Source organism: Olivibacter sp. EAT-5 (assembly GCF_044784325.1).
Taxonomy (GTDB): domain Bacteria; phylum Bacteroidota; class Bacteroidia; order Sphingobacteriales; family Sphingobacteriaceae; genus Olivibacter; species Olivibacter oleidegradans.
In genome coordinates, this window is sequence record NZ_CP173028.1 from 6,060,072 (window position 1) to 6,084,775 (window position 24,704).

Sequence of the window (24,704 nt, forward strand, 5' to 3'; positions counted from 1 at the left end):
ATTTATAATAATATGAACAGCGTTTCAGAAAGATTTTATTTTTTGCTAAATCGTTTTTTAAATAAAAGTATTCATCGTGAGGAGTTAGATGAACTGTTGTTACTGTTAGATACTCTTCCGAAAGAAGAGATCGATCAAGTGTTACAGGCCATCTATGATGAGACTCTTGTATCGCCCCTGTTAGCAGAAAAGCTAAAAAGCGAAGAGATGCTCAAACAAATATTAGGAAAGAAAGTAGCGCGCCCCATCTCCAAGCGTCATTCTCTGTCCCTATATGTCAAACTTGCGGCTACCGCGGCAGTCTTAGCGGGACTTGCTTTCGGCGTTTTTATTCTTCAGCAAAAAAACAAACCGCTGAATTTGCAAACGACAAACACTGCGCCAAGTAAGGAAAGCGATATTTTACCGGGAGGAAACAAAGCCACCTTAAGAATGGCAGACGGAACTACCATTATACTGAACGACTCACCGAACGGCCTTTTAGCCAATGAGAAAGGTATATCTATAAAGAAAATAGCTGACGGAGAACTCATCATTGATGCCGGTACAATAAAAAATGATGAAACGCCAACACAGCGTTGGAATATCGTAGCAACGCCTAGAGGGGGTCAATACCAAATACGGCTGCCCGATGGAAGTAAGGTCTGGTTAAACGCAGCAAGTTCCTTACGATTTCCTTCGCAGTTCCATGGCAATGAACGCAAGGTAGAATTAAGTGGTGAGGCTTACTTTGAGATTGCTAAACATTCAAACAAGGCATTTAAAGTGATTAGTAGGCATTTAGAAGTGCATGTATTGGGCACTGATTTTAATTTATTGGATTACGATAACGAAACGGTAGTTAAAACCACCCTGGTTAACGGAGCAGTTAAAATAAAGCGCGGGACACAGGCGAAGTTGTTAAAACCGGGCCAACAAGCATTACTGCATCGCAATGAGACCATTACTATAACTGATCATGCTGACATAGAAAGTGAAATTGCCTGGAAAAATGGCGTCTTTATATTTAAGGACGCTAGTATTCAGCACGTTATGGAACAAGTGGCCAGATGGTATGATATTGAAGTGGAATATACCGGTGTTCGATCCAAGAAATTACTGAATGGAAGCGTTTCCAGAAATGTCAATCTATCTGAGTTGATGAATATGCTTGCCTATACCGGCGTAAATTACGAAATACGAGGAAGAAAAGTCTTGATTAAAAACTAACTGCAAAGCTTCGTCTTTGAGCCTAACCAATAACGTAAACCCAAACATGATGAGCGAATAAAAACAATAAGAATGACAGTAAAACGGAGAGTGCTGGTACCACTCTCCGAAAAGCTTGGAGTTATTTCCACATTGGTCTGACAACATTTATTAACCCAAACACAACAAAAGTAATGAAATTTATTTCAAAGGCCGCGCTATGTGATCGGCCGTTCCTGCAGCAATTATTATTGACTATGAAACTTACTGCGTTTATACTACTATTAGCCCTGATGCAGGTCAGTGCCAAAAGTTATAGTCAAGGGATAACCTTAAAAAAGGAAGAAGCTTCCGTCACTGAGATCCTCAAGTTAATTGAACAGCAAAGTGGGTATCATTTTCTGTTCGATAAGATGGATATAGAGAAAGCCAGCCCCATCACCGTCGATCTTAAAAACGTATCCATTGAAGAAGCACTGAAAAAAAGCTTGGAAAACCAACCGCTATCATTCAAAATCATGCAACGAACGATTGTTTTGAAAGGCATCCATCGGGTAGTAAAAAGCGTTGCTACCTTTCAGCAATTTGTCAGTGGAGTAGTGAGAGACGAGAAAGGACTACCCCTACAAGGCGTTAGTATAAAGATAAAAGGTACTAACACCGGTACAACAAGCAATGTAGATGGGCTTTATAAGCTCTCGATTTCTCAGGAAAATGCAACTCTTTTATTCAGCTATATTGGTTATGTTACACAAGAAGCACCCATTAAGAACCAAAACACGATTGATATTACCTTAAAAGAAGATGCGAATACGCTTAATGAAGTGGTAGTAGTAGGATATGGCACACAAAAACGCGAACAAATTACCACCGCCATTGCCAGTGTTAAATCAGAAGATTTCGTGCAAGGTTCGGTAAATGACGCTGCACAATTGATTCGTGGTAAAGTTGCCGGTCTAAGTGTAGTATCACCCGATGCCAATCCGGTTGCAACTGCTCAAGTTAATCTCCGGGGAGTACCCTCTATTTTAGCCAGTAGTGCCCCTTTGGTGTTAATTGATGGTGTACCCGGAACGCTGTTTACCGTTGCACCGGAAGATATCGAGTCCATCGATATCCTGAAAGATGGCTCTGCGGCGGCCATTTATGGTACACGGGGCACCAATGGGGTTATTCTGATTACCACCAAAAAAGTAAATGGGGAAACACCCGCAACTATTGACGTCAACACCTATTTTACCACACAAAGTATTGCCAGAAGACTGGATTTTATGGATGCTGCTCAATACCGTCAACGGGTGGCTGAGGGAAGGCCAGGTGCTACTGATTATGGTTACGAGACCGATTGGTTGGACGAAATAACACAAACACCTATTTCACAAGTATATAATATCAGTTTAAAAGGCGGAAACAGTAAAACCAATTATATCGCTAATGTAAATTACAGAAATCTTGAAGGTATTATCAAAAGGTCGAACAACCAAGTACTTTTCCCACGCATTGAGTTTAATCATCAGATGTTTGACGGTAAGTTAAAATTGAATGCCAATATAAATGGTTATCAACAAAAATATTTTTCCGGCGCAGACGGTACGAGCTTCCGAGGAGATGTGTACAGAAACGGACTTACTTTTAATCCGACTGATCGTCTAAAAGATGATAACGGGACATGGGTAGAGCGGATAGAGAAAACCGACTATATGAATCCCGTAGCGCTCTTGGAAGAAACACAGGGACTCATTCAGAACAACAATTTCAGAACGTTTGGCAATATCACTTATTCGCCTACACAAGACATCCATGTAAAGCTTTTACTTTCGCGCGATCTTTATAATAGCACCCGGGGTTACTACGAAACAAAGAAGCATTTCTCAACCATTCGAGATGGAAGAAATGGTTACGCTTCCAGAGGCACCACACGCACGCAAGAGGATCTGTTAGAATTGACAGCTGACTACCATACAATTATTAAAGACCATGAAATTACCGGCTTAATCGGTTACAGTTGGCGAAACAATAATTACCAAGATTATTGGATGCAAAACTGGGATTTTCCGACGGATGATTTTTCATATAACAATATGGGAGCCGGATTAGCCTTAAAACGCGGACAAGCGCCTGAGAATTCCTTACAAAGCGAGAACAAGTTAGTCGGTTATTTTTTCAGACTAAACTACAATTATAAAGAAAAGTACCTACTAATGGCCAGCATTCGTCATGAGGGGTCTTCTAAGTTTGGACGAAACAGCAAATGGGGTAATTTTCCGGCAGTTTCAGTAGGGTGGAATGCCATCCGCGAGCTTTTTTTCCAAGATGTCAAAGCTCTTAGTAACCTAAAATTTCGGGCAGGGTTCGGCATCACCGGTACGGAACCACCCGATCCGTATCAATCCTTAAGCCTAGTTAACTTTGATACCTATAGTCTTGTTAATGGACAATGGATTCAGGTAGTGAATCCTTCGCTAAATCCGAATCCCGATCTACGTTGGGAGAAGAAAGAGGAGTTAAATATGGGTCTTGATTTTGGGTTCTTTGACAACCGTTTGTCCGGTTCGGTCGACTACTACAGAAGAACCACAAAAGATTTGTTAATGGATTATCCGGTACCTACCCCACCCTATTTGTACAATACGATTCAAGCGAATGCAGCCTCTATGCAGAATAAGGGAGTCGAGTTGCAGGTGAACGGTGTACCTCTGCAAACGGGCGACTTTCAGTGGCGTACATCCGTAAACTTTTCCACCAACAGTAATAAGATTTTATCCTTATCTGATGAGAACTTCCAGCTCGCTAGCGGTTACTTTGATACCGGAGAAACGGGTGAACCGATTCAACAACGTACCCATCGCGTGCAAGTGGGTCAGCCTATAGGCAATTTCTATGGATTTAAGACCGTTGATATTGATGAGAACGGCTATTGGATTATTGAAGGCAAAGATGGCAACCCAAAGCCCATAGCCAATCAACAAGCCGATGACAAGCAAATTATAGGCAATGGGTTACCGAAATATTACGCAAGCTGGAACAACACTATAGTATACAAAAATTTCGATTTGAATATTACTATGCGTGGTGCCTTCGGTTTCCAAATCTTGAATATGCCCGAAATGTTCTATGGCAACCCGGTGATGCTTACACGCGGTAATTTACTCAATTCAGCCTATAACAACGTCTTTGACAAACGTCCACTTGCCGATGATCAATCCCTTAATTACGTAAGTTATTATATAGAAAATGGCGACTACTGGAAAATCGACAATGTCACTTTGGGTTATAATCTTCCGGCTACCGGCAAATACATTAAGCGCGTACGTCTGTATGGATCGATTTCGAACCTAGCTACCATTACCGGTTATAAAGGGATAGATCCCGAAGTAAGTATTAGCGGCTTATCTCCGGGTATTGATAATAAAAATCGTTATCCGTCTACTACTAGTTACACCTTGGGTGCATTCTTAACTTTTTAAGTCCTTGAAAGATGAAAACACTAACATATTATATACCGTTTTTTTTATTCGTCATTATGCTCTCTGCTTGCAACAATGACCTAGACGAAATCTTATATACTGAGGTAACTGATGATCAGTTAACCTACACCAATGCTTATCAGGCAACCGGCATTCTCTATGCCAATATGCGTGAACTTTTCGACCATCACAATTGGGCGGGCGTACAGGAAACTTCCTCGGATGAGTTGGTCATGCCTGCTAATGCCTCTGGTTGGGATGATGGTGGCATATACAAGAGAATCCACTTACATACATGGAATTCAGAAAACGAGCAAATGAGTGCCATGTGGAACAGCTTCTATAAAGGTGTAATCAACGCCAATCGCATTATAAGCTTATTTGAAGCGGACAAAATTCCCTTAAGTGACGGATTAACAAAAGAAAGCATCATAGCAGAAGTAAGAGTAATACGTGCTTTTTTTTATTGGCTCGTTTGTGATAATTTTGGCGATGCACCCCTCGTTACAACAGTCAGCACTCAGCTTCCGGCTAAAGTGTCGAGAGCTGAACTTTATCAATTCATTGTTTCGGAAATCAACGCTGCCATCCCCGCACTAAGTGAAGATCGTGACCAGCTTTTCTATGGTCGATTTAATAAATGGGCCGCGAAATCCCTGTTAGCTAATGTGTATCTCAATGCAGAAGTTTACAGTGGTGCACCCGCCTGGCAAGATTGCATACAACAATGCAATGATGTGATCAGCTCTGGTAAATACAGTCTAAACACCAACTTTAGGGAGATATTTAGCACCTTTAATGAAAATTCTCCGGAAATTATATTTGCCGTTCCCTTCAATGAAACTGTTGGCGGTGGTTTTCTCTTCCATATGTTTTCTTGGCACGCCTCGCTAAAAGCCAAGGCGAATATGCAAGCCACCCCTTGGGGTTCCGGTTCAGCCATGGCCGTACCACAATTTATCGACAGCTATGATCCTGTTGACGGACGCTTAGCCGACACTTGGTTGATGGGGCCTCAATTTGCCGCCGATGGCAAGACAGCACTTCTGGGTGCATACGATCAAGCTGGCAAGCCGCTTGTATTCACAAAAGCAATTCCGGACGGATTGTACACCGGTGAATCAGAAGGTTATCGGATGAATAAATTTACCGTCAAGATGGGGGCCATGCATAATTTAGATAATGATTTTCCGTTCTTCCGATATGCTGATATCCTGCTGATGAAGGCCGAGTGCCTGTTGCGTAACGGCAGCGCAGATGAAGCAGCGATGTTAGTTAGCCAAGTAAGAAACCGGGCTTTCAGAAATAATCCTGAAAAAGCGAATGTAACCGGTAGTGAGCTGCAGCAGAACAGTCGCTATCCTTATGGTTATGTAGAAGATTATAAAATAATAGATGAAGGCAACACAGCACCCATACAATATGGACGCATGCTTGATGAACTCGGGTGGGAATTCGCTTGGGAAGGTCACCGTCGACGCGACATGATTCGCTTTGGCATATTTACCAGCAAAAGTTGGCTATCACATAAACCAAATGGTGATTATCGTATTATCTTCCCGATTCCGCAGCAGACCATCAACTCGAATCCTAATTTAACACAAAACCAAGGTTACTAACATCATGCTTCATACAACGATGAAAACAAAACAAGTTATATGTTTTATTCTTCTTGCTTTCGGCCTAGGCGTTGCAAGCGAGGCGCAAGTACAGAATCGTAGCCCCCTACGTCCTAATCCTTACCTCGAGCTCCCGCTGGGTAATATACAAGCAAAGGGTTGGCTGGCAGATCAACTTAATCGAATGAAAGCCGGACTTACCGGACACTTGGATGCACGTTATCCGCAAGTAATTGGCTCGCGAAACGGCTGGTTGGGTGGCGATGGCGATGCGTGGGAAAGAGGCCCCTATTGGGTCGATGGTTTACTTCCTTTAGCGTATATTTTGAAAGACCAAGCTCTTATTAACAAAGTGAAACCTTGGATTGAATGGACTTTGAACAACCAGCGTGAAGACGGTTATCTTGGACCTAAACCCCTTGCGGAAAAACCAGAGCCCGAACCCGGTATTCAAAAAGAGCCCGTAGAAGATTGGTGGCCTCGTATGGTTATGCTAAAAGTGCTCCAACAATATTACAGCGCCACAGGCGATAAACGCGTTATTGAAGCGCTGACTAAATATTTTAAATATCAGCTGCAAGAACTTCCCCAGCATCCCTTGGACCAATGGTCTTTTTGGGGAAATCGCAGAGGAGCTGACAATTTAATGGTCGTTTATTGGTTGTACAACGTGACGGGCGAAAACTTTCTATTGGATTTAGGTAATCTGATTTATCAACAGACTTTTCCCTATACAAAGGTGTTTTCAGGCGCTTACGGCACAAAACAGGATGGTATTGAACATCTCTACCCATATAACACCGGCAATACTTATCCATTTAAGCAAGCGCTTATCGATAAATTACATGTTGGTCAGTTGCAAAGCTTCCATTGTGTTAATCTTGCTCAAGGTATTAAAACACCGGTTATTTATTATCAACAGCATCCCGATTCGACCTATATCGAAGCAGTAAAAAAAGCCTTTAATGACATCGCTATCTTTCACGGTCAAGCGCAGGGCATGTACGGTGGAGACGAACCTCTCCATGGGAACGCGCCTACGCAAGGTATTGAATTCTGCTCGGTGGTCGAAATGCTCTTCTCCTTAGAAAGTATGCTGACCATTACAGGCGACACGGAATTTGCCGATCGAATCGAAAAAATCGCCTATAATGCCATGCCTACACAAGCTACGGACGACTTTAATTATCGGCAATATTTTCAAAGCGCAAACCAAGTTATGATTTCCCGCGCCAAACGTAATTTTTTCGAAGATGATGGGCACCAAGGTACTGATCAATGTTATGGATTACTTACGGGGTATCCCTGTTGTACAGCCAATATGCACCAAGGATGGCCCAAGCTTGTACAAAACCTCTGGTATCAAACGGCCGACGGAGGCGTAGCGGCGCTTTTGTACGGTCCTAGCCACGTAAAAGCACAAGTAAACGGACAGCCCATCGAAATCTCCGAAGACACCTATTATCCTTTCGATGAGCGTATTCATTTTACCATTCATAGCAAAAAGGATTTAAGTTTCCCTTTTCATCTACGCATTCCACATTGGGCAAAAAATGCACAAATTAAGATAAACGGCGAACTAAGTAATGAAGAGGTTAAGCCAGGCAGCATCGTAAAAATCAGTCGCCTCTGGAAAAATGGAGATCAAATAACCCTTGTTTTGCCTATGCAAATTGAAACCAGTCGCTGGGCTGAACTATCCGTTGCCGTAGAGCGCGGACCGCTGGTATACGCGTTGAAAATCGATGAGGATTGGCGTAAAGTGAACGACGGCGACTATTTTGGCGACTACCTCGAAGTGCATCCCAAATCGGATTGGAATTTCGGTTTACTATCGAAAACGATCGCAGATCCTCAGAGCGGCTTTGAAGTCATAAAGAACAAGGCAAACGGTCAATATCCATGGAATTTATCCGGCGCACCGATTATCCTTCAGACCAAAGCTAAAAAAATTCCGGAGTGGAAACTCTATAAAAACATGGCGGGCCCGCTTCCCCATCAATTTACGGAAGCAGCGGAAGAAGAAATCCCAATCACCTTGATTCCCTATGGTTGCACTACCTTACGAATCACACAATTCCCTGTAATTAATTAAAAATATCATGACGAGAAAAAGAATGCTTTATATCGGCAGTTACTTCCTATTCGCAATAGGAAATGCTTATGCGCAGGAGACATTGTCCTCTATACGGCCCGTCAACTTTTCGAAGGTTGAAATAACCGATCAATTTTGGACGCCAAAAATCAAAACAGTGAGCGAAGTAACCATTCCGGTCTGTATAGAGCAGACCGAAGTTAAAACACCCCGTATTCGAAATTTCGAGAAAGTGGCACAACATTCGGGCGAAAAACACGAAGGAATTTATTACGATGATTCGGATGTTTACAAAGCCTTGGAAGCGATCGCTTATTCGCTCAAAAACCACCCCGATCAGCAATTAGAGCAAAAAGCCGATGAGTGGATTGATAAAATAGCCGCTGCACAGCTGCCTGATGGATATTTGAATACGTACTATACACTTAATGGATTAGATAAACGATGGACGGACATGGATATGCATGAAGATTACTGTGCAGGTCATCTTATCGAAGCTGCTGTTGCTTATTATAATACCACCGGCAAAACAAAACTCCTGGAAGTTGCTACTCGTTTTGCCGATCATATAGATTCTACTTTTCGGCAACAAAACCGGCCTTGGGTGAGCGGGCACCAGGAAATCGAGTTAGCTTTGGTCAAGCTGTATCATATGACAAAAAAAGAACGCTATTTAGCGTTAGCAGACTGGTTTCTTCAACAGCGAGGACGCGGTTACGGTAAGGGCCATACATGGGACGACTTAAAAGATCCGGCTCGCTGCCAAGACGCCGTGCCGTTGAAAGATCAAAAGGAAATTACAGGACATGCGGTGCGGGCAATGTATCTTTATACAGGCGCCGCTGATGTGGGAGCCGCCACAGGCAATACCGAGTACATGCAAGCGATGCAAACAGTTTGGCAAGATGTCGTATACCGTAATATGTATATCACCGGAGGCATTGGGTCCACTGCAAAAAATGAAGGTTTTAGTCAAGATTACGATCTTCCCAATGCCAGCGCTTATTGCGAAACCTGTGCCTCCGTCGGCATGGTTTTCTGGAACCAGCGAATGAATCTACTTACCGGCGAAGCTAAATATTTCGACATACTCGAACGAAGTTTGTATAATGGCGCGCTGGACGGTCTCTCCTATAGCGGCAATCGTTTTTTCTATGGAAACCCACTCGCATCACATGGCGGCTACGGCCGAAGCGAGTGGTTCGGCACTGCTTGCTGTCCTTCCAATATTGCACGTTTAGTGGAATCTTTGGGCGATTATATTTATGCACATTCAGATAAAGCGGTTTGGGTGAACCTATTTGTAGGCAGTAAAGCTGCCATTCCTTTATCCCAAGGTACTGTTGAAATAGCACAACAGACCGGTTATCCATGGCAGGGCGATGTTAATATTCGGGTAACGCCCGATAGAAAAAGAAAGTTCCCGTTACATATCCGCATACCTGGCTGGCTGCTCGGTCAACCAGCTCCAGGCGATACTTATCGATTTTTAGACACTACGGAAAACAAATACACCTTGCAAGTCAATGGTAAGAATGTTCCTTATCAAATCGAAAAAGGTTATGTTGTTATAGATCGAATTTGGGACAAGAACGATGCTGTCAGTATTCAAATGCCATTGGAAGTAAAAAAGATTGCGGCCAACGATCAAGTCGTCGCCAATAAAAATCGTATTGCCCTACAACGCGGACCACTCGTTTACTGTGTAGAGCAAGTTGACAATCAGGATAACGCTATGAACTTCATCGTACCTCCAGACGCCCATTTTACAGCAAGCTTTCAAAAAGATCTACTGGGCGGGGTAGTTACTTTACAAAGCAAACTGCCGGCAGCCACTCCATCGAGTGATGGAAAATCGATTCAGGTTACCAAGCAAACGATCACAGCGATTCCTTATTTCTGTTGGGCTAATCGAGGCAATGGTGAAATGCAAGTGTGGTTACCTACTAAAATAAAAAATGTGCTGATTAATTCGAAGGGTCTTTAGTTAAGCTAGCTGTACCGACGATATTAAACTGTACTGTCCTGTTTTCCAATAGTTAAAATGGTTATGTTTGCTTCTAAAGCAACATATATTTAAACAGGCAGTACAGTTATATGAGGTCGTATAAATTTGAAGTATTCACTGTATCCATTGAAAAAAATATTCGTAAGGGTATTTATCAGCCAGGGCAAAGATTGCCTTCAGTACGCGACTTAAAAAAAATGCACCATTTGAGTACAACTACTGTGCAACACGGTTATGAACGACTTGTAAGTCAGGGATTAGTGACCAGCGTTCCAAAGAAAGGCTACTACGTAAGTGAACCGATTACAGACCTGGAAAACACCGTATATCCGATTGTAAGAGATCCGATATTTGTAAATAATCGCTTCCATACTACTTCAGCAAATCTGAAGAGGTCTGTATCCGAGTTTAATGTCGCTGCTCCGGGAGACCTCCTAATTCCTCAGAAACTGTTATTACGCACCATGCAGCAAGTGATCCGGGATAAAAGTGCTGGTCTCTTGCGGTATTACGATTCAAATGGTTTACAGGATTTAAAACATAAAATTATCAGTCATGCGGCCATTTACCGAACGATTATTTCGCCTGACGAATTACTAATTACTGACGGAGCCCTACAAGCTCTTTATATTGCGCTCAGTTCAGTCTGCGAAACCAATGATGTCATTGCCATCGAAAGCCCTTGTGTCTTTTCCGTTCTTGAAGTTGCAAGGGTGCTTAAGTTAAAAGTAATAGAGATTCCTTTTACCACTAAAATAGGATTTGACCTCGATTTCTTACGGAAAGCCTGTCTCAAAAACAACGTAAAGGCACTCGTCATTACGCCCAACTTTCACAATCCTACGGGAGCGATGATGACGGATGAGGAAAAACAGAGTCTTCTTTCCATTGCACAAAAGCATGGGCTTATCGTAATAGAGAATGATATTTATGGCGACCTTCCTTTTAATGGAGAACGACCTTCAACTATTAGGAGTTTCGACGAAAGTGGTTCGGTAATGACCTACTCTTCTTATGCTAAAACCTTGGCTCCGGGGGTTCGGCTAGGATGGCTATCGACGGCTCATTTTATGCATCGCGCCGAACAGATTAAGTTCGTTCTGGGAAGTACAGTATCCCCTATTTATCAGGAAACTGTTCATCGCTTGCTATCGAATGCCAGCTATCAACGACATATTCGTTCTTTTAGAGCACAACTCGCAAAAAATGCACAATTTACCATTGACTTACTAAATGAATGTTTTCCAAGGGGAACGCAAATCAGCGATCCAAAAGGGGGATATAATCTCTGGGTAAAACTGCCAAAGCATATCGATGTTGACCTATTTTATCGTAAATGCGAGGAAACAGGAATCAGGTTTACACCCGGTGACACTTTTTCTTTTTCCAACGCCTTTGAAAATCATTTTAGGGTCGTTTTCTCGGACAAATATTCATCTAAGAAAATTGAGGCAATAAAATCAATTGGAAAATATATTCATTAAATGCTGTACTGAAGAGTCTTAGTATTTCTGTATCGAGGATGCTACTGAAATGTTATATACTTTCGTATACTTCATAATGCTACAAGAATGAGAATCATAACTAAATTTACCGTCGGAACGGAGCAAGGAATAAATGACTTAATGCAATTAACAAGCACTATTGCCACCGAAAAATATGTACATTTATTGAGCCCGGAAACACTCGAGAATTATCTATCAAAACATTTCAATGAAGATGAGCTTATTCGCGAAATAAATAGTTTATCGAATCAATGGCTCGTTGTATATGCGAACGACAAAGCGGTTGGTTATGCCCGTTTAACCACCAAAGGAGAAAGACCCACCTATTTAAGCCAACAGCGGCTGATCCGAATTGCCGATTTCGGCATTCTGCAAGACCATAAAGAACAGGCGATAAAAGAATCATTATTAGATAAATGCGTATCCGTTTCGAAGTCCTATGATCTTATATGGATTAACGAATATTTGGAGAACCCCCTCGTTTCGTTTTTCGAACAAAATGGCTTTTGTAGAGAAAACGGCGTTTATCAAATGGAAGAATTACCATTAGCATCAACGTATCTGATTAAACGTATCCATCAAAATACAATATAAAGGAGTAGGTTCCTACTCCTTTATATCATTCAAACAATTAGATGACCCCAATAAATTGAAGGTAAGGGCGCATGATTTCTTTTGTAAATGCGGGCGGCTTTAGATCAATTTCATCCAAAAAGCGTTGGGTATTGCTTCGATCATAGTAGTAGGTGTTTTCATAGGCTTCTACCAAACATTTGCCTTCATGTACATCTTCCGTGAACAGGCTTAAAAGTGGGTATATTGGGAGTTCATTATGATAACGCCATTGATTTAGCCATTGTTGATACGCCATTCCTTCTAGTTTCAATCCAAAATATTCATTCATCTTAGCACAGAAATCGGTCAGCGAAACATCATTTTCCGGCAAAGGCGACAAGTGAAAATTTAGACCCACTGCTTCAGGCTTTTTTCCAATATGGGTGATTGCCTTGCACATATAATCCACGGTCGTCAATTCATCTTTCAACCCCATCACCAAAGGGAATGATTGCAATTCTGCACAGCTGCGAATTAAGGCTCCCCACCATTGATTCTTAACGGTAGCACCGGAAGTGCTGTGACAAACTGCAAAGCCTAATCGGAAATTAATGATCGGCACGCCTTTGTATTTGGCCTTTTCTGCGATGCTTTCCATCACCCATTTACTTTGTATGTAACCTAAATCGCGACTTACCGCATCCAGGTTCTGCTCTATTGGATCATCTTCATACATCCAGGTTTTACCTGTAAAAGGCCGCCCCCAACTAAACACGCCCATGGAGGATAGTAATACAAGATATTTGACTTTACGAGTAACCGCTAGGTGTAAAATATGGTGTAAGCCATCTATATTCGGCTTTTTAATGAGTTGATACGGCTGTACGTAACTCACCGAGCTACCAGAGTGGTAGATCACTTCGATGGTGTCCACTAAATAGGCGTAACGTTCATCTTCCAAACCAAAATTCGAAAGCGAAAGATCCCCCACTTCAACCTTCACACGGTGGTCATAATCAGCATGCCATTTAAGTTTAAACTTATCGAACGTATCAGTAAGCCTCTTCTTTGCCATTTTTTCACTTTCAGCTCTTACGAGGCAATAAATCAAAGCCTGTGGGTGCTGATGAAGAAGCTCTTCCAAGAGATGCGAGCCTACAAAGCCGGTACTACCGGTCAGAAAAATATGTTGGGGCCTGGCTAACACATCTGCACTTGGTAGATCGCCTATGGTAAAATCGAAAAGGAGCTCGGCATCATTCAGTAATTCTTTGACAGTCTGCTCCGCTTTTATTTTTTGCGACACCTCTGTTTCATTCAATCTCTTTTCAACTTCTTCTACAAAACCTTTTATGGTTGAGTAAGTATAAAGTTCCGGCAAAGCGATTCGGGCCCGCACCATTTCCGGTAATTGCATGTGCAATTGGGCCAGCAATAAAGAGTGTCCGCCCAGGTCAAAAAAGTTCGCATAGGTTGAAATTTGCTCCAAACCTAGCAAGTCTTTCCATATCCTTGTAACAAGCTCGGTCAGATTTGTCTCTCTCCGAATAGATATACCTTTTTTATCTTCCTGTGAAGGGATTAGCAATTGCGATTTATCGACTTTTCCCGCATGAGTTAGTGGCAGTTTCTCCATTACAACCACTTTGTCCGGGACCATGTATGCAGGCATTAATTGTTGCAACTTGACCCTGACATCGCTGAATGTATGTTCATCAACATTAGCAATAGGCTGGACGAATGCAGTCAATGATGGCAAACCCAGCTCGGGACGATGCACTTTCACCGCAGCCCTTGCCACTTGAGGCAACTTTGCAATATGATGTTCTATCTCAGCCAATTCAATACGGTATCCTCTAATTTTAACTTGTTCATCTTCCCTTCCCACATACTCTAGCATGCCATCTGCGCGCTTTATAACCCGGTCGCCCGTACGATAAAGTCTGGGCTCGGCAGCCTGTTCATTCACAAACCACGATGGAGCTTTTATAAAAGCTTTTTCTGTCTCATCAGAACGATTAATATAACCTAAAGCCAATTGCGGACCACTTATGTACAATTCACCGATCCCTCCAACAGGTACCTGTTCCATTTCTGCATCTAAAACCCAAAGACCAATTCCCGGAAGCGCTGAACCGATGATACGAGGGTTAGGATCTTGGTCAAACAGATAGTTGGTTACCGCTACGGTCGTTTCGGTAGGCCCATAACTGTTAATCAGCTTGACTCGCTTATACCATTTACGAACCGTGCTCTCTACACTTGCTTCACCCCCTATGGCAATGGTATGAAGATTACCTATAGGTTTATTGACAGGCAAAGAAGCGAGCACAGCGGGTGGTAATAGAGGCACTATATCAATGTGATTCGCTACTATAAAATCCAACAGAGGTTCCCCCACAATCTTATTGTTCGGGTACAAGACCACCGTAGCGCCCTGTAATAAGGGCACCCAAATATCGATAACTGCCGCATCAAAGCTTGGGGAAGCGAACTGTAAAGTTCTACTGTCTGTGTTAATGTCCAATACCTTAGCTTGTCGACTCACAAAATGATAAAAAGCGCCGTGGCTGATCATTACTCCTTTCGGTTTACCACTACTACCTGATGTATAGATAATATACGCACAGCTATCTGCTTCTACTATTCGTTCTAAATTATTGTCTGGATATTGAGCTAAATCAATGTGATCCGGCATATCAAGCATCACACTTTTGACCCCCGAATTTCCTGCGGTTAAATCATAACATTGCTCCGTTATAAGTAAGTCGACCCCTGCATCGTCAATCATCGTTTGAATACGGCTTTCCGGGAGCTGACCATCAATGGGCACATAGGCAGCCCCCGCTTTTAACACGGCCAGAAAAGCGATAATCCGCTGCGGTGATTGACGCAGGCAAACCGCCACTTTATATCCATGGGTTATCCCTTTACTTCGTAAATAATGGGCTAGTCGGTTAGCCTCTTCATTTAGAAATTGGTACGTATACTCCGTACCCTCAAACACCAAAGCTACTTTGTGGGAAAGTCGTAAAGCAATGGCCTCCAATCGATCTACTATATGAGTACAGTGATCGTTGTCTAAAATAGGTTCTTGTATTTGCATAGTATCTTTATTTAACAAATACAATTTTGCAATTTATGGTTATACAAGAAAAAATTTTACACATAAAGTACTTTAGCCGAGACTAAACTTACTATTAACCTCTTTTTGTTAATTATAGGTTAAATATATATAAATATGTATAGCCAATTCAATCGCCCTAAAATCTCAATATCGGCAGCTTCATATCATGATATAGAAGTACGGCCCAATGCTCTTTATTGGCCTTCCGTTCCCACTCTTGGCGAAGCATCATTGCCTTTTTACCATCATAATCACTTTTATAGGCAATATGTAACTTTAAATAACCGCGTTGCGGTAAATTATCGGCCCCATAGAAGGCTGTTTGTTTCTGTTCTCGTATCCAAAAAACCTGATGAAAAGGAGAATGTCCACCAGTTACCTGATAAGAGATTTCATTACTGATCATCCCCTCATCGTCCTCCATAAAAATCAGGTTTGGTAATTCAGCTAATTTTTCAAGCAGTCGAGGATTGTAAGATGGAACATCCTTCTGTTCCAAGGCAAAAGCCAATTCACGTTTCTGCAAAAAAATCTTCGCTTCCGGAAAATTGGGTACAAACCTTCCCTCTTCCATTCTACCGAGCCCTGCCATATGGTCCTTATGTAGATGAGAAAGTAATATTTTCGTAATTCGCGAAGGCTTTACTTGCTCCTGCTCCAACAAGCTATGTATCAGCGGCTTATTTACGTCATCCACTAAACCCAGGCCAACATCTAACAGAAGATATTCTTGATCTGTAATTACTAAAAAGGGATTAATTGCCATCTTTAGATCGGCGGCAGGTGACAATTCATTCAGTTTTGTAAATTCTTTATTTTTACTGACACTGTAGTTACCTTCTTTTAGTGGTATGATTTTCATATTGGAAATAAGCTCCTATGTTTCAGTTAATTTATTCTACTTACCATACTAATACTATGGTTCATTCCGCATTTGAAAGAACCCGGTCGAGCAGCGCCATAAAAATAGCTTTTTTAAGAGAGATTTTATCCCCTTCATATTTAATCAAATTCCCATGGTTTTATGGGGCCTTTTACTCTGATGACTCTATAAGGTTTCCATATGCCTTGAACTAAATAGTTGTTGATAAATCGCTCATTAAAAATTCAGTTCCCACAGAAAAGGAATTTTCAATAAGAAATGGCCTTAGATAGCTTGAAGAAGCGTTGTGTAAAGTTATCGTACACGAATAGTCGCATTATGTACACTTTTTTTTTGCATATAAAAGCAATTTATCTATGTTTGCTCTGGGAACATTGTTTCATAACGTTGATCCTATGAATTTAATCAACCATAATAAGGTCTTAAAAATGCGAACATATAGGGATTGTTGCGATCTCAATTAATATATGAAAACCTTCACTACACACCTTCAGGCGATCAATCCTGACACGCAGGAAATACAAATGTTTATCGGGCCGAATATATTAGCCCAGAACTGGGATGAGGCAGAAGATTATTGCTACAGGAATGGTCTCGGCTATTTAGTAATAGATGGCGAACTTGGAGATCCACTAAGCGAAGATAATTCGGTTAAATCAGTTCTACATCTCCCGTTGAATTAATGATTGGCATTGAACCTAAATAACTCTATCCGTGGATGTTTCCCTATATTCGTTAGCGCACCACGAACTCGCGTGAAGTTTTGGACATATCAGAAACAGGCCCTGTGCAGATATGTTACATTTACGCAAAAACAAATTACGCTTGCTCATTTTATATACAATCAATTAGCTCATATTAAAATCTAAAACTAATAATCACATTAATCAAACAAAATTCGAGTCGACCGGCACGCTCCTTCTTAAAAGGAAAATGACGATTTCACATTTGCGAAGTCATGAAATAACTTCACAAAATTCCCCATTCAATCGTTGATAGTCAAACCGATATACCAAACATCAGAAATTTGACCTAATTTTATCCAGGTTATTAGCCGACACTAAATCTACAAGCATGATACAATAAACATATTTTTTTATAACATTTTCAGAGTTATGACTTTATAAGTGAAGTTATAGATTTACAAAAGGATAATGGCATAAAAACATTAACCCACTGTCCTTTTTATTTATTTTTCAAACATCCATTAGACATAAACCAATTATTTTTAAATTATGATTAAAATGAAATTTACATTATGGCTTATGCTTATACTTATAGTCCCATTTCTGCTCAGGGAAAAGTGGGGACATAATGGCGAAATCTTTCCTGCAGTAATGTTGCCGACCGGAGCTATAAAAGTACCTGTCAATCCCGAGGAAAGGGTGATTAAAGACATAAGCTTATATGGTCAGAAAAAATCAGGGGAATGGGAAAAAATCGATACAAAGACTTTACTCGCTCCAATCCCCACTCAATACCATAAGCCTATTATACTTCAAGCATTCGGGTTAAAAAAAAATTCCATTGATACATTACGTTCATCGGGTTTAATTGGAAAACTGAAGAAAAGACTTAAACCTAGAAATGCAAATACAGCGGATATAATCGCCGTTAAAAGATGGCTAAGGGATTGGTTAATAACAGAGGAGTTCGAAAGTTCGGCAGTTAAGGTCGTGCAGACGACAAGACGTGGAAAAACCGCGGGCCATTTATCAGACTTAAAAAACAATTCTTATGAAAGCATTATTAACTTGGACTGAATCTATCCATATTCTTTTATGGAGTCGTATTTTCAACACTACGCAGCTCGACATTAAATCGCTATGTGCCTTTAGAATTATATTTGGGTTATTTTTCCTATTTGTGAACACACCAAATTTCGCGTGGATTGCCAGCGTTCCCAAAGCGCTATTTTCGCCTCCTCCTTTATGTCTCAGCAATCTATTCAACAGTTTTCCAAATACTGTTTTTTTTTCAATCGATCGATATTATCATACTTCTTGGTTTGATTTCCATTACGTTAGGGATTAAAGCACGAATAGGTTCTATTTTCTTTTTGGCTGCCTGCCTGTTAGGGCTTAGTTTTCAATATTCATTTGGCAAAGTGGATCACGAAAACTTAATTTATGCCTTACTATTATGCATGACTTTTTCAAATTGGGGTTGCGACTTAGCTCTTTGGCCGGACAAAGCCTTAAAAACCGAATGGACCAATATGGCATTAGCCGTTCTTAGTGTATTTATCTGCTTCGCAATGTTCACGGCAGGGGCAGGTAAAGCACTTGCATGGGTAGATTTCGATCTGTCAACCAATGGCTTTTTGGGCTGGTCGCAACGTGGAATTTCAGATCAAGGCCGTAATTACTTATTATCAACATATGTTGCTAGTTTTCCACCTCTTCTTTTGGAATCGATGGACTATGCTGCTGTGATTTTTGAGCTCTCTCCGATTTTCTTTCTCTTACATTCAAAGCGAGCTTGGCGATTATGGTTACTTATAGCGTGCTTTTTCCATTTAGGCAATACACTGTTTTTGAATATTCCGTTTATGAGTCAAAGTCTATTGTACTTAATTTTTGTTGACTTTTCGTGGCTATACAAAAAAATAACGAAGTTTTTTTCTGTTAACAAGCTAAAACCCGTCATTTTCAGCTGCGTTGCTATTATATTTGCCTTACGAATAACTTTTTACTTCCTTCAGCCATCGCCATTGTATGGGGAATCCTATTCAGCAAAAGTCAACATGGGCTTAGTTGTTTGGATCATAGCTATCTTCGTAATATTAAAAAGTTTACTAAAAGGTGATCCTAAATCGGACAGTCCCAGCTTCCAGTCAAGTACACGTGGTCAGCAGCAACTTACTAAAGGATTAATTCAAAGAAATTGGGCACAATATCGCATTTAATTTAGTAGAAGAAACATATCGTGAAAGCGGTAACTTCAAATACGGCCATTAAATTAGCATCATTCAGCTTAAAACGTCAATTTTTCAAGTATTGCAAAATTACTCGCTCTAACTGTTCAACATCAAAAGGCTTCTTTAGGTAAACATCAGCTTGTGAATTTTGTGCTATTTTATCAAAATCGTTATTAGCTGAAAAGAAAATAATTGGAATATGCTTAAACCGAACGTCCCCCTTTAATAAGGCAATAGACTTTAATCCACCCGGCCCAGGCATCCAATTGTCCAAAAGAATGATATCCGGCGATTTCGCTTGCACTTGCGAAACAATATCCTCCGTTGTATTGCTTGTTTCTACTTCAAGCCCTAATTCCTCACTAATGATGGAACAAAAATATAAAATGTCTTTATCGTCGTCTAGGATAAGGATGCGTTTCGCCATAGTCCACAAAAATAGCACTTGAGAAGCAATTCGCAAATTAACTACTAATTAAATTCATTCTTTTTTCAATTATTAGCGATCATTAACAAGAAACACCTCTCCGTTTCCGTTGATTTCCCAAACGGTGATCGGATTGAAATGATATCCGCCCTTGCTTCCCCTTGCTTTAACTAACTCACGATAACTCGGCTGCCGGTATCCTGTTTCATCTATGGCTCTGCTCATGATCAATGTTGCTCTTCCATTCCAATGCCACAAATATCGAAATGCAGTATGGGCCTTACGTAAAATCGGTTCCTGTAGTGAAGCTTCCTGCCAAGACCTTCCCGCATCCACACTTACCTCTACCCGCCGGATCCTGCCTCTCCCGCTCCAAGCAATTCCTCTAATTTCAACCCATCCCCTGGAGATTTGCAACGGATAAGATGGAAATGTAATGATAGAGCGTGCATCCATGACGAAACTAAACTGCCTGATTTTCCCACCGGCTATAGGTTCTGTATACTTCGATGTCTCTTCGCGTGTCATATAAGGCTGATCGGTCAATTCAATTCGTTTTAACCACTTAATTTGCGTATTACCTTCCCATCCGGGCAATAACAGTCGCAGGGGATAACCTTGCTCAGGCCGTATAGCCTCTCCATTCTGTGCATACACAATCATGGCATCATCAAATGCCTTGTTTAAAGGAATACTTCGTGTCATCAAAGCCGCATCCCCTCCTTCTGCAATAAACCAACTAGCTTTACTCTTGATGCCAACCTCTCGAAAAAGTGTCGACAGCATAACGCCGGTCCACTCACTTTGACTGGTCAATCCGCAAATTTCCTGTGGTGTCAACGTCGTCTTTCCGGTCCGAAAATTTCCTGAACATTCAATAAAGCAGATGCGCGTAAATACAGGAAAACGCTTGATATCCTCTAGGGTAAACGACATTGGTTTTTCAACCATCCCATGAATAAGCAGGTCATGCTTGGAGGGATCAATAAACGGCACACCTGCGTGATCTCGCTCAAAGTGCAAGTCGGCAGGTGTAATTGTTCCATACAGGTCTTGCAAAGGGGTTCTCGCCGAAGTAAAAGATGGCAATTTAACCGGTTTCTCAAAAACTGAACGTGTGCCTAAAATACCGGGAGGCGCTCCTTGAATTTTAGTTGCGTTGGTTATCGGTGTCGGGAGTGTTTGCCTTGCCACTTGCGTAACCCGGCCCAAAGAGTCTTCAACCAATACCAAACCAAGCGCTGCGGTACCCTTTAACATACTTCGCCGATCCATTTTTAAGTTGGATAAGTTATCAGCTGCCCGCGTATTTATTATTTTGTTATCCTCTTTCATATTCACTTAATCATTGGCCCATCACGCCTATCATCCGAAATAAATTTGTATCTATTAGGCATTTTTACTTTAGGCAAAGTAATCGAGTTAATGTGCAGTGTATCCGCAATTAATGAATTGGCCGACAATAAATAAGCCGTCAAATGATAAACTTCATCATTAGCAAGCGAGCCTGGTGCATTATAAGGCATTGCTCTCCTTATATAGTCAAACAAGGTGGTCGCATACGGCCAGTAATTTCCGATGGTTTTTTCTTTTACCCCATGGTCTCCTACTAATCGATCATAAACCCCTCCCTCGCCTGTCTTTCCATGACAGGAAGCACATTTTTGTTGATAAATTAGCGCTCCTTCTTTTGCATTTCCGTTGCCTGCAGGTAATCCCTTACCATTCGGAGCAACCGAAATTGCGAATTGGGTAATTTCATTTTCTTTTACTATCCTTCCAAAACCAAAGCTTTCCGGGTAGTTTTCCTCTCGTGGACGAATAGCTACATCTTTAGGTGACGGTTGGCAGCTCCAAAAAGTACCTATGAAAAATAGAATGGCTGTATACAATTTATTCTTTACGATCATAGGATCCTGCGTCCAAGGTGCTTTTGGTTAAAGTATAATTCCGATGCTGACGCTTTAATACCACTTTAATGGAATCTCGCGACTCATTTAATCCCTCTAGAACCACCGTCGAGCCATTATCACTCGTCCTATATTGCAAGACCATTTTATTTCGAATAAGGGGGAGCGGTGCTTTGACGAAGTCTCTGGATCTTCTAGCCGTTGCCCCTCGTGGGTCGATCATTTGATCTTCCTTTCCAATATGCTGCCAAGCCGTAGAACTTATCCAATCCGCTGGATAAATATCATCAATCGCAGTTTGCCCGGCTCCTTGCCTATTTGGATAGTCAACATTTCGTCTTTTAACGCTTGCAGGGAAGCGTGCCGCAGCAATATTCTTATCTTCCAGATAAAGCGTTTGCGTAATCGTATCTGCATAATAGTGATAAACCCGGCGCCCACCAGCAACACCGGCAATCTCGAAGGTACGATCCACATCGCGGATCGGGCTACCACCCCCATTGGATAAATCCAATGATTGCGCCCTATTAACTTTAAAGGTTAAGCTACTCCACTTTTCGAAGGTTAAATCCTGCCACCGTAATGAGTCATTTGGATTAAAAGGAATTAACTTGCCATTTAGATAAAATTCATCAACCTGATAATAGCCTCGGAGTTTTGCAAGGCCCGGAGATGAGGGTTGCTTATAAGGATCATACCAAAAATTGAGCAGTTGCACATAAAATAGTACGCCTAAGAACAAAACGAGGACCACTGTCTTTAAACCGAAACGGACAACATGCTGCCAATTTCTTCGAAATTTAGGGTAGTAATGTCTTGGCACGGTTACTTGTTCCAAAATCATTAAGCGATAGATATCAGGCACATAATAGCTCAGAATAAATGAGCCAAAGAGCACGAAATAAGAAGCATAAATATGCACGCCTCCGTCATAAGCAAAATTTACAAAAGTAATACTGCCTAGTGCGCCGACCAGCAGGGCTGCTCCGTAAAAAGTTGTTTTTCTAAAAAACAACAAACTACCGGCCAACAATTCTACAATACCTGCAAACACCTGATACCAGGGTACAATACCGATAGATAACCAGTAGATTTTTTGCGGCGTCAAATCACCAAAATTTGTATTCAACAAGCCTTCTGACGGATAAGGCATTTGAACCGGGAGCACTTTTGTGAAGGCAAAACCGATGATACCGATTCCGGCGCGATAACGAGCAACGACCATTAACCAGTAATACAATTTACGATAATCCCTGGCCTTTTTGTCAACTGCGCTCCATAATAGCGCACCAATTAAGGAAAACAACAATACGATAATCCAGTCATTATAGCCATACCACTCGGGAAGCCACTTAGTTAACATAGGGAAAGAAGGTTGAAACCGCGCAATGTCATATAAGTCACGATAGTGGAGACTCGTCCAATCAATTGCAAATAGATCTGTATACCAACGGATATTCCAAGGAATAGACATGAGAACAAAAAACAAAAACAGCAATCGGAAACCGAACTTCTGCCCCTTGTTCCAAACATCGCCACTAGGGCTCACTGCATTTTGGACAGCTTCTTCTGAAATCGAAGAATGAATAGGTGAAACAATTGATGAATCCATGGCTTTTAAAATTTATAATATGAGTTGGCTGCGTCTGCCCACTTTCTTCGCTTCCTTTAATAGGTATTTCTTATCTATTTTGCGCAAGTGTATATCGATCACTTTTTGAGCAGCATCCTTTCCAATCAACCGGATGGTGCTATCCGAAAGGAAGATCGTTGAAAAAGAAAATTTCGTCAATTCGTTATGGTTTTGTAGGGCATTCAGGGTAAGTCCTCCTCCATCGTTTTTTTCACAACGATAGTAGCGCCTAGCACCATTACCGGCAAATTCATAGGCCTTAGCTTCGTCATTGCGATGTATTACTTCGACGTTATGTGTATCGGGTTTCAGTCCAACTGCCGTTTGTATACTAAGGGTTGGCCATTTTTCCACAACCACATTTCGCCAACGTAAACTGCTTTTGCTGACATACGGAAGTTCCTTTCCATCGTATACAAAAGAACTTACATCATAAAAGCCTTCCCTTAATAAACCGGAACGGGAAGAAAATTGATAGCCCCCCATTCGATATTGCGTATAAGCTCGTTGCCCATAGAGTACGACAAAAAACAATAAAAAGCCGAGTTTTAACACCATTCTTCCAATAGAACCGTAATTTGTTACATATTCGGGTTTGAATCGGGCGGGTACTGCAGCGCGTTCAAGCGTGAGTAACGTATACAGACGAGGCGCATCATAAGCCAGCAAAACAAGGGCAAATTGAATGAGGTATAAGCTATATGTTGCCTCTCCCCCTTCATAAGCCAAATTGGAAAGAAACACATTTCCTGTAAAGCTAAGGATAATGAAAGTTGCGATGAATACAGTTTTTCGATATAATAAGAGCAGTCCGGCTAGGATTTCCACAAAGCCCAAAAAACTTTCAAAAGAGGGGGCTACACCCAAACTAAGCGAAAAAATTTTCCAGGCTGACAGATCACCATAAGGGGTATTCAAATCACTCAGTGTTGGTGGAGGAGATTGCAAAGGAAATAGTTTTAAATAGCCGTAAGCAATGACACCCAAAGCCAGGCGATAACGTAAAATTACGCGAAGAAAATAGTACCAGCGATCATACGCGCGTGGCGTACCACGATCAAAAACACTCCACGCTAGCGTACCAATAAGCGCAATCAATGCTAAAATTGACCAATCAGCAAAGGTATTCAAACCCCAATAATCGCCTGCCATATAAGAAGATAACAGTTGGGGCGTATACCGACTTATATTGAACAGATCGGTTAAAGTTGGGTGAAACCAATCGATTTTGAAAATATTTGCCCAATACTTCCAATCTAACGGTAAAGCTTGAAGTAGTAAATAGATCAAAAAGAAACGAAAAATAATCTTTTCAAAGCTACTCCAGTGAGGTGGTTTCTCAATAGTTGAATTTGCCATACTATATC

18 protein-coding genes are annotated in these 24,704 nt (G+C 41.4%); 11 read left to right on the plus strand and 7 right to left on the minus strand.

Annotated elements, in window-relative coordinates; genetic code table 11:
- Positions 1 to 12: 12 nt before the first annotated feature.
- From ACH11B_RS25520 to ACH11B_RS25550, 7 genes are all read left to right on the plus strand, one after another.
- A complete protein-coding gene (locus ACH11B_RS25520) occupies positions 13 to 1,209 on the plus strand; it encodes a FecR family protein (RefSeq protein ID WP_377611107.1) in 1,197 nt (398 codons plus the stop codon).
- Between the two features lie 173 nt (positions 1,210 to 1,382).
- The gene (locus tag ACH11B_RS25525; RefSeq protein WP_149106014.1) at positions 1,383 to 4,655 is read left to right on the plus strand and encodes a TonB-dependent receptor; all 3,273 of its coding nucleotides are present in this window, start codon (positions 1,383 to 1,385) and stop codon (positions 4,653 to 4,655) included.
- A gap of 11 nt (positions 4,656 to 4,666) precedes the next feature.
- Positions 4,667 to 6,274, plus strand: a complete 1,608-nt coding sequence (locus ACH11B_RS25530; protein WP_377611110.1) for a RagB/SusD family nutrient uptake outer membrane protein — start codon at positions 4,667 to 4,669, stop codon at positions 6,272 to 6,274.
- A gap of 19 nt (positions 6,275 to 6,293) precedes the next feature.
- Positions 6,294 to 8,369 (plus strand): beta-L-arabinofuranosidase domain-containing protein, encoded by a 2,076-nt coding sequence (locus ACH11B_RS25535; RefSeq protein ID WP_377611112.1) that lies wholly within the window; start codon positions 6,294 to 6,296, stop codon positions 8,367 to 8,369.
- Positions 8,370 to 8,376: 7 nt separating this feature from the next.
- The gene (locus ACH11B_RS25540) at positions 8,377 to 10,356 is read left to right on the plus strand and encodes a glycoside hydrolase family 127 protein (RefSeq protein ID WP_149106017.1); all 1,980 of its coding nucleotides are present in this window, start codon (positions 8,377 to 8,379) and stop codon (positions 10,354 to 10,356) included.
- Positions 10,357 to 10,466: 110 nt separating this feature from the next.
- On the plus strand, positions 10,467 to 11,861 hold the full coding sequence (locus ACH11B_RS25545) for a PLP-dependent aminotransferase family protein (protein WP_377611115.1): 1,395 nt from the start codon (positions 10,467 to 10,469) through the stop codon (positions 11,859 to 11,861).
- A gap of 87 nt (positions 11,862 to 11,948) precedes the next feature.
- Positions 11,949 to 12,476, plus strand: coding sequence for a GNAT family N-acetyltransferase (locus ACH11B_RS25550; RefSeq protein ID WP_130856775.1), 528 nt, complete (start codon positions 11,949 to 11,951; stop codon positions 12,474 to 12,476).
- A gap of 37 nt (positions 12,477 to 12,513) precedes the next feature.
- On the opposite strand, the gene ACH11B_RS25555 is transcribed toward ACH11B_RS25550, so the two are convergent.
- Positions 12,514 to 15,543, minus strand: a complete 3,030-nt coding sequence (locus ACH11B_RS25555; RefSeq protein WP_377611117.1) for an amino acid adenylation domain-containing protein — start codon at positions 15,541 to 15,543, stop codon at positions 12,514 to 12,516.
- Positions 15,544 to 15,700: 157 nt separating this feature from the next.
- On the minus strand, positions 15,701 to 16,426 hold the full coding sequence (locus tag ACH11B_RS25560) for an MBL fold metallo-hydrolase (protein WP_377611119.1): 726 nt from the start codon (positions 16,424 to 16,426) through the stop codon (positions 15,701 to 15,703).
- A gap of 488 nt (positions 16,427 to 16,914) precedes the next feature.
- On the opposite strand from ACH11B_RS25560, the gene ACH11B_RS25565 reads away from it, so the two are divergent.
- The 4 genes from ACH11B_RS25565 (at position 16,915) to ACH11B_RS25580 (ending at position 19,355) form a co-directional block, all read left to right on the plus strand.
- Positions 16,915 to 17,130 carry a hypothetical protein gene (locus ACH11B_RS25565; protein ID WP_377611121.1) on the plus strand — a complete coding sequence of 72 codons (216 nt, stop codon included), beginning with the start codon at positions 16,915 to 16,917 and terminating at the stop codon, positions 17,128 to 17,130.
- Between the two features lie 561 nt (positions 17,131 to 17,691).
- Positions 17,692 to 18,210: a hypothetical protein gene (locus ACH11B_RS25570; protein ID WP_377611123.1), complete on the plus strand. Its 519-nt coding sequence runs from the start codon at positions 17,692 to 17,694 to the stop codon at positions 18,208 to 18,210.
- Complete coding sequence (locus ACH11B_RS25575) at positions 18,185 to 18,481, plus strand: hypothetical protein (protein WP_377611125.1); 297 nt, start codon at positions 18,185 to 18,187, stop codon at positions 18,479 to 18,481. The genes ACH11B_RS25570 and ACH11B_RS25575 overlap by 26 nt, the downstream gene beginning before the upstream one ends.
- A gap of 112 nt (positions 18,482 to 18,593) precedes the next feature.
- Complete coding sequence (locus ACH11B_RS25580) at positions 18,594 to 19,355, plus strand: hypothetical protein (protein WP_377611127.1); 762 nt, start codon at positions 18,594 to 18,596, stop codon at positions 19,353 to 19,355.
- A 76-nt stretch (positions 19,356 to 19,431) separates the two neighbouring features.
- On the opposite strand, the gene ACH11B_RS25585 is transcribed toward ACH11B_RS25580, so the two are convergent.
- The 5 genes from ACH11B_RS25585 to ACH11B_RS25605 all read right to left on the minus strand — a co-directional run bounded on the left by ACH11B_RS25585 (position 19,432) and on the right by ACH11B_RS25605 (position 24,696).
- Positions 19,432 to 19,794: a response regulator gene (locus ACH11B_RS25585; RefSeq protein ID WP_377611129.1), complete on the minus strand. Its 363-nt coding sequence runs from the start codon at positions 19,792 to 19,794 to the stop codon at positions 19,432 to 19,434.
- A 72-nt stretch (positions 19,795 to 19,866) separates the two neighbouring features.
- Positions 19,867 to 21,129, minus strand: coding sequence for a sulfite dehydrogenase (gene soxC / locus ACH11B_RS25590; protein WP_377611131.1), 1,263 nt, complete (start codon positions 21,127 to 21,129; stop codon positions 19,867 to 19,869).
- 2 nt (positions 21,130 to 21,131) lie between these two features.
- The gene (locus ACH11B_RS25595) at positions 21,132 to 21,704 is read right to left on the minus strand and encodes a c-type cytochrome (protein WP_377611133.1); all 573 of its coding nucleotides are present in this window, start codon (positions 21,702 to 21,704) and stop codon (positions 21,132 to 21,134) included.
- Positions 21,688 to 23,316, minus strand: a complete 1,629-nt coding sequence (locus ACH11B_RS25600) for a hypothetical protein (RefSeq protein WP_377611135.1) — start codon at positions 23,314 to 23,316, stop codon at positions 21,688 to 21,690. Before ACH11B_RS25600 ends, ACH11B_RS25595 begins: the two co-directional genes overlap by 17 nt.
- 12 nt (positions 23,317 to 23,328) lie before the next feature.
- Positions 23,329 to 24,696: a DoxX family protein gene (locus ACH11B_RS25605; protein ID WP_377611137.1), complete on the minus strand. Its 1,368-nt coding sequence runs from the start codon at positions 24,694 to 24,696 to the stop codon at positions 23,329 to 23,331.
- Positions 24,697 to 24,704 lie beyond the last annotated feature (8 nt).